This is a genomic window from Brevirhabdus sp. (assembly GCF_052826345.1).
The window spans coordinates 1-10963 of the sequence record NZ_JBRBUA010000108.1; the positions used below are offsets into that span (position 1 = coordinate 1).

A 10963-nucleotide genomic window follows, 5' to 3' on the forward strand; every position below is an offset into this window, starting at 1 on the left:
GGAAGGCGTCCGAGGCGGTGTCGGTGGCGGCGAAGCGATAGAACCCCTGCGCCGACATGTAGATGCCGGTCATCAGCGACCCGGCGAGGAACAGCGCGAAAGACTGGGTGTAAAGCCCCCAGGCACCGATCGCAGCCCCCCCGGCGCCGCCCAGCACGCCGATGATGAAGCCTGTTCGGCGTCCCTGCGACTGCATCAGCGCCGACAGGGGGGTCGCGGCCAGCATCGAGCCCAGCACGATCAGCGAAATCGGCAGCGTGGCGAAACAGGCGTTGGCCGCCAGCGATTGCCCGGCCAGCCCGCCGATCACGAAGATCATCGGCATCTGCGCGCCCAGCAATGCCTGTGCGATGACGAGCACGGCGACATTGCGCCTGGCGGTGCCCGGACCGGGGGGGGGTTGATATTCCATGACGCGAATTCGTAGGCCGCAACTTGTCCGTTCGCAAGGTGCAACGTATTGCGGCCGACGGGGGCCCGGCTATAGTCGCTCTCATGCGAAAACTTCTCCTTCTGGCGGGCACGGGCGAGGCGCGGGATCTGATGCAGGCGCTGCATCGCGATGCAACGATCGCGCTGACGGTTTCCTACCCGGCGCCGCCGCGCGTGCCCGTCGAGGGAATCGCCTGGCGTGCGGGCGGCTTTGGCGGCAGTGCCGGATTGCGCGCCTACCTCGACGAGCAGGGGGTCGACGCGGTGATCGACGCCACCCATCCGTTCGCGCGCCAGATCCCGCAGCGCGCCGCCCGGGTCTGCGCCGAGGCGGGTGTCGCGCATGTGCGCCTGTTGCGCGCGCCGTGGCAGCCACACCCCGGCGACCGCTGGTCGGATGTCGCCGATGCGCAAGAGGCCGCGCGCCTGATCGCCCCCGGAGAGGTCGTCTTCGTCGCCTCGGGTCGCGAGACGCTGGAGCCTCTGCGCCACAGCGGCGCCCGGATCATCTGTCGCCAGCTGGACCCTCCGACAGAGGCTTTTCCGTTTGAAAACGGAAGCTATCTGCTTGGCACGCCGCCATTTTCGGTAGAGGACGAAGTGCAGTTGCTGCGTCGATTGCGCGTAGACCAACTGATGATCAAGAACGCGGGCGGCACCGGCAGCCGTGCCAAGCTGGACGCCGCGCATGAGCTGGGGCTGCGCGTGCTGATGCTGCGCCGACCGCCTGCGCCGCAAGGGGCGCGGCTGCTGAGCCGGGTAGAAGAGGTATTGCAATGGGCAGCGACGCTGTGAATTCCGGGCAGATGACCGCCGGAGCATCGGGCCTCGAGGCCACGGGGCGCATCATCATGGGCGACGCCTGCATCCTGGAAGGCTCGCGGATGCTCGCCCGGGCCGAGCCGCGCTTTGCCCGCGCGCTGGATCTGACCGGCCCGCTGCCGCTGCGGCTGCGCAAGGACGGCTTCGCCGCGCTGCTGGGCGCCATCGTCAGCCAGCAGGTCTCCGTCGCCGCTGCCGATGCGATCTGGGGGCGGATGAAGACCGCCCGTCTGACCGGCCCGCGCAAGATCATGGCGGCCGACGACGAGGATTTGCGCGCCTCCGGGCTGTCGCGGCAGAAAATCCGCTATGCCCGCGCCTTGGCGGCGGCGCGCATCGATTATGCCGCCCTCAGGCAGGCGCCGACCGATCAGGTGATCGCCACGCTGGTGGCGGTGCCCGGCATCGGCGTCTGGACGGCGGAGATCTACTGCATGTTCTCGCTCGGGCGGGCGGATGTCTTCGCGCCGGGGGATCTGGCGTTGCAGGAATCGGCGCGGGTGCTGTTCGATCTGCCCGAGCGGCCGCGCGAAAAGGCGCTCAGGGAGATGGCCGCCGCCTGGTCACCCTGGCGGGGCGTTGCGGCGCGGCTGTTGTGGTCGTACTACCACGTCATCAAGGACAGGGAAGGCATCAGATGAACACGCGCGTTTTGCAATCCGGCCGCAGGCCCGCCGCCTCGGGGCGGACAGGCTCCGTCGTCGTCCTGCTGCACGGCTATGGCGCCGACGGCACCGATCTGCTGGGGCTGGCCGACCCGCTGGCGCCGCATATGCCCGATACCACCTTCGTCGCTCCAAACGCGCCCGAAACCTGCATCGGCAATCCGATGGGCTTTCAGTGGTTTCCGATCCCCTGGCTCGACGGTTCCAGCCAGGAAGAGGCCGAGACCGGCATGGGCCGCGCGCTGGACGATCTGAACGCCTATCTTGACGCGGTGATCGAGGAAGAAGGCATAACCCCCGAAAAACTCGTCATTCTGGGCTTTAGCCAAGGGACGATGATGGCGCTGCACCTGGCCCCCCGCAGGGAGGCGGCGGTCGCGGGGGTCGTGGGGTTTTCGGGCCGCCTTCTCGAACCCGACCGGCTGGCCGAGGACGCCCGCGTCAAGCCGCCCGTCCTGCTGGTGCATGGCGATCAGGACGATGTGGTCCCGCCCGACAGCCTGCCCGAAGCCGCCGACGCGCTGACCGCCGCCGGGTTCGAGGTCTATGCCCATATCTCCAAGGGCACCGCGCATGGCATCGCCCCCGACGGGCTGTCGATCGCGGCCGCCTTCATGAAGGAAAAGCTCGACGCCTGAACGATCGGGCCCGGCGTGGATTACAGGCCTTCCGCGAAACCTGTCACAGGCGCGTCATCTTGCCGAATTACTCTGGCAAATATGGCCACGCCTGGATTCCCCCCGGTCCCGCGCCCAGATCGCGGGGCTTGTCATGGCAGGGACGCCAGATATAGTGGTCTTGACGGTCGGGCGGATACGTCCGGCGGCTGAGCATGGCTAGGTCTTTGATGGAGCGATCAATGGACGGCGATTTCAGACAGGAGTTTGTCCGGGAACCTTCTAACCTGCGTCACCATCCGGCGCTGGTCCTCAATGCGGATTACCGCCCGCTGTCCTATTATCCGCTGTCGCTGTGGCCCTGGCAGGAGGCGGTGAAAGCCGCCGTGCTGGATCGGGTGATGATCGTGGCCGAATATGACCATGTCGTCCGAAGTCCCAGCACCACGATTCGAATACCTTCGGTGGTGGTTCTGAAAGATTACGTAAGACCTCAAAAGCGCGTGGCCTTCACGCGCTTTAATTTATTTCTGAGGGATGAATTCTGCTGCCAGTACTGTGGCGCGCGGGGCGATCTGACCTTCGATCACGTGATCCCGCGGGCGCGGGGCGGTGTGACCAGCTGGGAAAACGTCGTTGCCGCCTGTTCGCGCTGCAATCTGCGCAAGGGATCGAAAAGCCTCGCGCAATGCGACATGAACCTGCGCAAGCCGCCGCGACGTCCGGGCGCCGAGGCGCTGCGCAACACGGGCCGCAAGTTTCCGCCGAACTTCCTGCACGACAGCTGGCTGGACTTCCTCTATTGGGATGCCGAACTGGAAGCCTGATCCCCGGACGCATTTCCTGACGCATCCGCGTCGGCATGGCCCCGCCAGATCCAGCCGCCGCCAAATATTCTACTGCTGTCCGGGTCGTAGAAAACGCAGGCCTGACCTGGACTTATGCCTTGTTCCGGTGAAAGAAGTTCAACTTGAGCCTCGGTCGGCGAGAGCGGTCGCACGATCGCGGGAACCGGCGGCCGGGTTGAGCGGACCTTGACGTCCAGGTGCCATTCCGCGCGGCTGTCGAGCGGCGCATCGCCCAGCCAGTTGATTTCGCGCAGCGGCACGCTCCGCGTGGCCAGCATCGATCTGGGTCCGACGATCACATGCCGCTTTTCGACATCGAGCCGCACCACATAGAGCGGATCGCTCATCCCGCCGATGCCCAGCCCGCGCCGCTGCCCGACGGTGTAGTGGATCACGCCCCGATGCTCCCCCAGAATGGTGCCTTCGGTATCGACGATCTGCCCGGGGTCCGCCGCGCCGGGGCGCAGTTTCTCTATGACTTTCGCGTAGTTGCCGTCGGGCACGAAGCAGATGTCCTGGCTGTCGGGCTTGTCCGCGACCGACAGGCCATAGCGCGCCGCCAGCGCCCGGGTCTCGGCCTTGCTGGCCAGATGGCCCAACGGAAAGCGCAGGTATTCAAGCTGCTCCGATGTGGTCGAAAACAGGAAGTACGACTGATCGCGCGCGGCATCGGCCGCCGAATGAAGCTCGGCCCCGCCGGGGCCGGACTTGCGCTGGATATAGTGCCCGGTGGCCATGCAATCGGCGTCGAGTTCTCTGGCGGTGTTCAGCAGATCCTTGAACTTGACCCGTTCATTGCAGCGGATGCAGGGCACAGGCGTGGCGCCGGCAAGATAGCTGTCGGCGAATTCGTCAATCACCGCATCCCTGAAGACGTTTTCGTAATCAAGCACATAGTGGGGAAAACCCATCTCTTCGGCGACGCGGCGCGCGTCGTGGATGTCGCGCCCGGCGCAGCAGGCGCCCTTTTTCGCCAGCGCCGCACCGTGATCGTAAAGCTGCAATGTCACGCCGATCACGTCATAGCCTTCGTCGGCCAGCATCGCGGCGACGACGCTGCTGTCGACGCCGCCGGACATGGCCACGACCACGCGCGTCTGCGCGGGCGGTTTGGCAAATCCCAGGGAATTCAGGGTCGGGTCGCGCTGGTCGAGGGGCATGGGTCATCCTCTGATAATCCCGCCGAATATAGGAAAATGCTGCGCATTCTCAACCCGCGGTTTCACCTTTCCTTAGGCTAGCGCGGCGAAAACCGTGAGAGCAAAGCAAAAGGGGCTATGAAAACAATGAACAGGGCACAACCCATGTCGGTCAGGCTGCGCGACGGAACGATCATGACGCGCGCGGACCTGCCGCCCGTGGACACCGACCGATGGGTGGCCAGCCGCAAGGGCGCGGTGGTGCGCGCCATCGCGGTCGGGCTCATCACGGCGGAGGAGGCTTGCGAAAAATACAGACTCTCCATCGAAGAACTGGCAAGCTGGCAACGCGCCGTCGCCGCATTCGGGGAAAGGGCGCTGAAATCGACCGCGCTTCAGAAGTATCGTTGAAGCGGATTTTAATGAATTCGGGGTTTGGGTAACCGCGCATTAACTCTTTTGCGGCACCGTTGGTTGAAGAGTAACCTGGAGGTCAGTATGCGAATTCTGCTCATCGAAGACGATCCGACCACTTCCAAGAGCATCGAGTTGATGCTGAGCCACGCCAATCTGAACGTCTACTCCACACATCTGGGTGAGGAGGGGATCGACCTCGCCAAGCTCTATGACTACGACCTGATCCTTCTGGATCTCAACCTGCCCGACATGGACGGCCATGAGGTACTGCGCCAACTGCGCATGGCCCGTATCCAGACGCCGATCCTCATCCTCACGGGCGACGTCGATACCCAGAGCAAGATCAAGGGGTTCGGCTTCGGCGCCGACGATTACCTGACCAAACCGTTCCATCGCGAAGAACTCGTCGCCCGCATCCACGCGATCATCCGCAGATCGCAGGGTCATTCGCAGTCGGTCATCAGAACCGGCCAGATCGACGTGAACCTCGACGCCAAGACGGTGGAGGTCGACGGCGCGACCGTTCATCTGACCGGCAAGGAATACCAGATGCTGGAACTGCTGAGCCTGCGCAAGGGGACCACCCTGACCAAGGAAATGTTCCTCAACCACCTCTACGGCGGCATGGATGAGCCCGAGCTCAAGATCATCGACGTGTTCATCTGCAAGCTGCGAAAGAAACTGGCGCAGGCCACCGCGGGCGAAAGTTATATCGAAACGGTCTGGGGCCGCGGCTATGTGCTGAGGGACCCCCAGGCGGGATCTGCCAAGGCCGCGGTTGCGGCGACCGGATGAACGGACCCCGCCGGGCCGGATTCAACCGCGGCTAAACTGGACCTTCGCCCGGAGTGACCCTATCACTGCCTTCCATACCGCTGGAAAGGACGATGGCGACAGGAATGGCAAGCGATGACGTCGACAAGCTGAGCCGCGACGAAGCGCGGCTCGAACTCGCGCGGCTGGCGGATTTGCTGGATCGTGCCAATATTGCCTATCACGCGCAAGACGCCCCGGTCATGACGGATGCGGAATTCGATGCCCTGCGGCGGCGCAACCGGGACATCGAGGACCGTTTCCCCGACCTCAAACATGCCGACAGCGCCAGCGAAAAGGTGGGCGCCCCGGCGGCCGAGGGATTCGGCAAGATCGCGCATGCGATCCCGATGCTTTCGCTCGGCAATGCGTTCAGCGATGACGACGTGCGCGATTTCGTCGAGCGGGTCCGCAAATATCTGGGACTGGGCGACAGCAGCCCGCTGAGTTTCACGGCCGAGCCCAAGATCGACGGGCTGTCGCTGTCGCTGCGCTATGAAAAGGGCGTGTTGATCAGCGCGGCCACGCGCGGCGACGGCCGCATAGGCGAGAATGTGACCGCAAACGCGCGCCATATCGCCAGCATTCCCGAAACGCTGCGCGGCGCGCCCGATCTGCTTGAGGTGCGCGGCGAGGTCTATATGCGCCACAGCGATTTCGAGCAGTTGAACCGCACACAGCACGACCGGGGCGAAAAGACCTTCGCCAATCCGCGCAATGCGGCGGCGGGCTCGTTGCGTCAGCTTGATCCCTCGATCACCGGGTCGCGCCCGCTGGCGTTTTTCGCCTACGCCTGGGGCGAGGTCTCGCAACCGCTGGCCGACACCCAATCGGGCGCGATCGCGCGCCTGCGAAAGCTGGGCTTCGTGACCAACGAGCTGACGCGCAGCCTGCCCGATGCCGAGGCGATGATCGCCCATTACCGGCAGATCGAAGCGCAGCGCGCCACACTGGGCTATGACATCGACGGGGTGGTCTACAAGGTCGACAATCTGGCGCTGCAACACAGGCTCGGGTTTCGATCGACCACGCCGCGTTGGGCGATCGCGCATAAGTTCCCGGCGGAACTCGCCTGGACGACGCTGCTGGGCATCGACATTCAGGTGGGCCGCACCGGCGCGCTGTCGCCCGTGGCGCGCCTTGCGCCCGTGACCGTGGGCGGCGTGGTCGTGTCGAATGCGACGCTTCACAACGAGGATTACATAAAGGGCCTCGACAGCAAGGGCGACTCGATTCGCGACGGCAAGGACATTCGTATCGGCGATTGGGTGCAGGTCTATCGCGCGGGCGATGTGATCCCCAAGATCGCCGATGTGGACCTGTCGAAACGCCCGGCCGATGCGCAGGTCTTCGCGTTTCCGCAGCATTGCCCGGAATGCGGATCGCAGGCCATCCGCGAAGAGGGCGATGCCGTTCGCCGCTGTACCGGCGGTTTGATCTGCCCGGCTCAGGCCGTTGAAAAACTGAAACATTTCGTCAGTCGCGCGGCTTTTGACATTGAGGGGCTGGGCGCGCGGCAGGTGGAACAATTCTACGCCGACGGCTGGATCGCGGAGCCTGCCGATATCTTTACGCTGAGGCAGCGTTATGGCAGCGGCCTGCAACAGCTCAAGAACCGTGAGGGATGGGGGCCGAAGTCCGCGGAAAAGCTGTTCGACGCCATCGACGCGAAACGCCGGATCGCGCTGCGGCGTCTGATATTCGGCCTGGGCATCCGCCATGTCGGCGAAAGCGGCGCGGGCCTGTTGGCGCGCCGCTACGGCAGCTGGCAGGCGTTCGAGGCCGCGATGACCTCGGCCACCGTCGGCGAGGGCGAGGCCTGGGACGCGCTGCTGTCCATCGACCGGGTGGGCGCGGTCATGGCTGCATCCGTCGTCACCACCTTCCATCAGGAGGCCGAGCGCGCCTCGATCGACCGTCTGGTCGACAAGCTGGAGGTGCAGGATCACGTCCACACGACCGACCGTTCAAGCCCCGTCGCGGGCAAGACCGTCGTGTTCAGCGGCACGCTGGAAAAGATGACCCGCGCCGAGGCGAAGGCGCGCGCAGAGGCGATGGGCGCCAAGGTTTCGGGCTCGGTCTCCGCCAGGACCGATCTGCTGGTGGCGGGACCGGGCGCCGGGTCCAAGGCGGACAAGGCGCGCGATCTGGGGGTCGAGACCATCGACGAGGACGCCTGGATCGCCCTGATCGCGGATGGCTGAGGCGCCGGTGAAAGGGCGCCCGCCGGTGCTGTTTCCGCTGTTCGCCGGTCTGGAAACGCTCGACGGGATCGGGCCGAAGACGGCGGCGCATTTCGCGGGCCTCGACGTGGCGCGGCCGCGCGACCTCTTGTTCGTGCTGCCGAATGCCGTGGTCGACCGGCGCCTTCGCGATACGATCGCCGATGTGGCCGCACCGGCCGTCGTCACGGTCGAGGTCACGGTGGGTCAGCATCAGCCGCCGCGCACCCGGGGCAAGCCCTACCGCGTGGTCGTGTCCGACGCGCAGGCCAGCTTTACCGTGGTCTTTTTTCACGCACGCGGCGACTACGTCGAAAAACTGCTGCCCACCGGCCAGCGCCGCGTCCTGTCCGGCAAGCTGGAACATTTCGACGGGCTGGCGCAGATGGTCCATCCAGATCACGTGCTGCGCCCCGAGGCCGCGGGAGAACTCGCGCCGTTCGAGCCGGTCTACCCGCTGAGCGCGGGCCTCAGTCAAAAGAGCGTCGCGAAGGCTGTGAACTCGGCGCTGAAACGGCTGCCCGAACTCGAGGAATGGATCGCGCCATCGCAGATGCGCAAGGCCGCCTGGCCCGTCTGGGCCGAGGCCGTCAGGCGCGCGCACCGGCCCGGCGGCCCCGATGATGTCGCGGCGGATGATCCGGCGCGGCTCCGGCTGGCCTATGATGAGCTCTTCGCCCATCAGCTGACCCTGGCGCTGGCGCGCGCGCATCGGCGTGCCTTGCCCGGTCTGGCGTCGGTCCCGACCGCGCGTCTGCAAGGCCGCGTTCTGGACAATCTGCCCTACAGGGCGACCGCCGCGCAGCTTCGGGCCATCGAGGAGGTCAACGCCGATCTGGCCCGTCCGCAGCGCATGAACCGGCTGTTGCAGGGCGATGTCGGCGCGGGCAAGACCCTTGTCGCGCTGATGGCCCTGCTGGCCGCGGTGGAGGCCGGCGGGCAGGGCGTGCTGATGGCTCCGACCGAAATTCTTGCGCGCCAGCACATGGCAGGCTTGCAGCCGCTGGCCGAAGAGGCGGGCGTGGTCATCGCGCTTTTGACCGGCCGCGACAAGGGGTCGGAGCGGCGCGCCAAGCTGGCGGCGGTGGCATCGGGCGACATTCAACTGCTGGTGGGCACCCATGCCGTCTTTCAGAAGGATGTGGTGTTCCGGGATCTCCGGTTGGCCGTCGTCGACGAACAGCACCGTTTCGGCGTGCGCCAGCGGATGGATCTGGGCGCGAAGGGCCGCGCGGTCGACGTGCTGGTGATGACCGCGACGCCGATTCCGCGCAGCCTTGCGCTGGCGCAATACGGTGACATGGACGTTTCGGTCCTGGATGAAAAGCCGCCGGGCCGCACCCCCGTCAAGACCGCCCTGGTCGGCATCAGCCGTCTGTCGGAAGTCGTGGATCACCTGCGCCGCGCCGTCGCGGAAGGGCGGCAGGCCTATTGGGTGTGCCCGCTGGTCGACGAAAGCGATACCAGCGATCTGACCGCGGCCGAGGCGCGGTTCAGGATGCTCGAGGCCGCGTTGCATCCCATCCCCGTCGGGCTGGTTCACGGGCAGTTGCCGCCGAAGGACAAGGATCGTGCCATGGCCGATTTCGCCCGCGGCGACACCAAGGTTCTGGTGGCGACCACGGTGATCGAGGTCGGTGTGGATGTGCCCAACGCCTCGATCATGGTGATCGAGCGGGCCGAGATCTTCGGCATGGCGCAGCTGCACCAACTGCGCGGACGCGTCGGTCGGGGAAGCACGGCCTCGACCTGTCTGCTGCTCTATCAGGCGCCGCTGAACGACACCGCAATGCGCCGGTTGACGGTCCTGCGCGACACCGAGGACGGATTTCGCATCGCCGAGGAGGATCTGGCCATACGCGGCGCCGGCGATCTGATCGGCACGGCGCAATCCGGGCTGCCCCGGTTTCGCATCGCCGATCTGGAACGCGACACCAAGCTTCTGTCGGTCGCCCAGAGCGACGCGCGCAGCTTGCTTTACGAAGACCCGGAGCTGACCGGGCCGCGGGGCCGTGCCGCGCGTGTGCTGCTGTGGCTGATGGAACAGGATAAGGCGATCCGCCTGATTTCGGTCGGCTGAGGCGGCGAAATCGCCGCGCGTTCCGCGATGTTCACAAAAAGTTCTTTACTTGGGGCGCGCCTTGTGAGAACAAAGGGGCAACAGAAGTGCAAGACGATTGGAACCCCAGATGAGAGAGCTTCGTCAGATAATCGGAAGATCCCCCGCCACGATCGTCCAGGATGCCTTGGGCGGGATCGCGCTCGGGGCGCTTTTGCTGGTCGCTTTGCACATGCCGCTTTTTTCCTGATCTGCCTGCGTTCGGCACCGGCTGCATCCTCCTGTCCCCACATGTCGATGCATCATGGCTAGCATCCCGCGCGCGTCCCCGCGTTCGAGCCGGTGCCACTGACGCTTCCTTCCGCCGCCTCCCACCCCGGAGTGCGGCGGTTTTTTTTGACAGGGGCGGGCGAGGGCCATTCCCGCACGGATCAGCGGATCAGCGGATCGACGGATCAGCGGATTGGATCGGCAGGGCGGCTCAGCCGTCGGCGGCGATCAGCCCCAGACCGCGCAGATATATTCCGATACCCGTTTCCAGCAGCTCATCGGGCGGAAACGGCGCCTTGGCCCCCGGCGAGCCGCGCGCGAAAAGCTCGACCACCCCATGGCTCATCGCCCAGATATGGGCGCTGAACAGCGACGGGGGAGGACGTTTCTCGAGCGGAATATGTTGCGACAGCCGTTCGGCCGCGCGGTTGAGCACCGCCTGCGCCCGGCTGGCCGCCATGCTGAGGTCGGGATTGGCGTTGAAGGAGATGCCGGATTCGAACATTGCCATGTAATGCCCCGGATAGTCCCGGGCAAACGCCAGATAGGCCCGGCCCGTCGCCTCGAATGCCGCCAGATCCGTCTTGCCCGACGCGAACGCCGTTTCCATTGCCGTGGTGAAAATCCGATACCCCTGCAGCGCGGCTTCGGCGATCAGA

10 protein-coding genes and 1 pseudogene are annotated in these 10963 nt (G+C 65.6%); 8 read left to right on the forward strand and 3 right to left on the reverse strand.

Going from position 1 to position 10963, the window contains the following annotated elements:
• A pseudogene (locus ACU0BR_RS13060) lies at nucleotides 1-412 on the reverse strand (MFS transporter); the annotation flags it as partial.
• Nucleotides 413-495: 83 nt separating this feature from the next.
• Here ACU0BR_RS13060 and ACU0BR_RS13065 point away from each other — a divergent pair.
• The 4 genes from ACU0BR_RS13065 to ACU0BR_RS13080 all read left to right on the forward strand — a co-directional run bounded on the left by ACU0BR_RS13065 (nucleotide 496) and on the right by ACU0BR_RS13080 (nucleotide 3363).
• Nucleotides 496-1227, forward strand: a complete 732-nt coding sequence (locus ACU0BR_RS13065) for a precorrin-6A/cobalt-precorrin-6A reductase (protein WP_446157270.1) — start codon at nucleotides 496-498, stop codon at nucleotides 1225-1227.
• A gap of 11 nt (nucleotides 1228-1238) precedes the next feature.
• Entirely contained in the window at nucleotides 1239-1895 is a 657-nt protein-coding gene (locus tag ACU0BR_RS13070) for a DNA-3-methyladenine glycosylase family protein (RefSeq protein WP_446157278.1), read from the forward strand.
• Nucleotides 1892-2557, forward strand: a complete 666-nt coding sequence (locus tag ACU0BR_RS13075; protein WP_446157271.1) for an alpha/beta hydrolase — start codon at nucleotides 1892-1894, stop codon at nucleotides 2555-2557. Before ACU0BR_RS13070 ends, ACU0BR_RS13075 begins: the two co-directional genes overlap by 4 nt.
• A 221-nt stretch (nucleotides 2558-2778) precedes the next feature.
• Entirely contained in the window at nucleotides 2779-3363 is a 585-nt protein-coding gene (locus tag ACU0BR_RS13080; RefSeq protein WP_446157272.1) for an HNH endonuclease, read from the forward strand.
• Here the strand turns inward: ACU0BR_RS13080 and mnmA are convergent.
• A complete protein-coding gene (mnmA, locus tag ACU0BR_RS13085) occupies nucleotides 3336-4544 on the reverse strand; it encodes a tRNA 2-thiouridine(34) synthase MnmA (RefSeq protein WP_446157273.1) in 1209 nt (402 codons plus the stop codon). The two genes, ACU0BR_RS13080 and mnmA, sit on opposite strands and share 28 nt — an antisense overlap.
• Nucleotides 4545-4661: 117 nt before the next feature.
• Between mnmA and sciP the strand changes: the two genes are divergently transcribed.
• The 4 genes from sciP to recG all read left to right on the forward strand — a co-directional run bounded on the left by sciP (nucleotide 4662) and on the right by recG (nucleotide 10055).
• Complete coding sequence (gene sciP / locus ACU0BR_RS13090; RefSeq protein ID WP_446157274.1) at nucleotides 4662-4934, forward strand: CtrA inhibitor SciP; 273 nt, start codon at nucleotides 4662-4664, stop codon at nucleotides 4932-4934.
• Nucleotides 4935-5021: 87 nt separating this feature from the next.
• A complete protein-coding gene (ctrA, locus tag ACU0BR_RS13095) occupies nucleotides 5022-5735 on the forward strand; it encodes a response regulator transcription factor CtrA (RefSeq protein ID WP_446157275.1) in 714 nt (237 codons plus the stop codon).
• A 104-nt stretch (nucleotides 5736-5839) separates the two neighbouring features.
• Nucleotides 5840-7957 (forward strand): NAD-dependent DNA ligase LigA, encoded by a 2118-nt coding sequence (ligA, locus tag ACU0BR_RS13100; RefSeq protein ID WP_446157276.1) that lies wholly within the window; start codon nucleotides 5840-5842, stop codon nucleotides 7955-7957.
• Between the two features lie 7 nt (nucleotides 7958-7964).
• Nucleotides 7965-10055, forward strand: a complete 2091-nt coding sequence (gene recG, locus ACU0BR_RS13105) for an ATP-dependent DNA helicase RecG (RefSeq protein ID WP_446157279.1) — start codon at nucleotides 7965-7967, stop codon at nucleotides 10053-10055.
• Between the two features lie 460 nt (nucleotides 10056-10515).
• Here recG and ACU0BR_RS13110 read toward each other — a convergent pair.
• Nucleotides 10516-10963: TetR-like C-terminal domain-containing protein (locus ACU0BR_RS13110; protein WP_446157277.1), on the reverse strand; the 448-nt coding region annotated here is incomplete at its 5' end.

What these genes read in the sequence shown, in the direction of transcription:
- ACU0BR_RS13065 (WP_446157270.1), top strand. Translation starts at nt 496, where the DNA reads ATGCGAAAACTTCTCCTTCTGGCGGGCACGGGCGAGGCGCGGGATCTG.
- ACU0BR_RS13070 (WP_446157278.1), top strand. Translation starts at nt 1,239, where the DNA reads ATGACCGCCGGAGCATCGGGCCTCGAGGCCACGGGGCGCATCATCATG.
- ACU0BR_RS13075 (WP_446157271.1), top strand. Translation starts at nt 1,892, where the DNA reads ATGAACACGCGCGTTTTGCAATCCGGCCGCAGGCCCGCCGCCTCGGGG.
- ACU0BR_RS13080 (WP_446157272.1), top strand. Translation starts at nt 2,779, where the DNA reads ATGGACGGCGATTTCAGACAGGAGTTTGTCCGGGAACCTTCTAACCTG.
- mnmA (WP_446157273.1), bottom strand. Translation starts at nt 4,544, where the DNA reads ATGCCCCTCGACCAGCGCGACCCGACCCTGAATTCCCTGGGATTTGCC.
- sciP (WP_446157274.1), top strand. Translation starts at nt 4,662, where the DNA reads ATGAAAACAATGAACAGGGCACAACCCATGTCGGTCAGGCTGCGCGAC.
- ctrA (WP_446157275.1), top strand. Translation starts at nt 5,022, where the DNA reads ATGCGAATTCTGCTCATCGAAGACGATCCGACCACTTCCAAGAGCATC.
- ligA (WP_446157276.1), top strand. Translation starts at nt 5,840, where the DNA reads ATGGCAAGCGATGACGTCGACAAGCTGAGCCGCGACGAAGCGCGGCTC.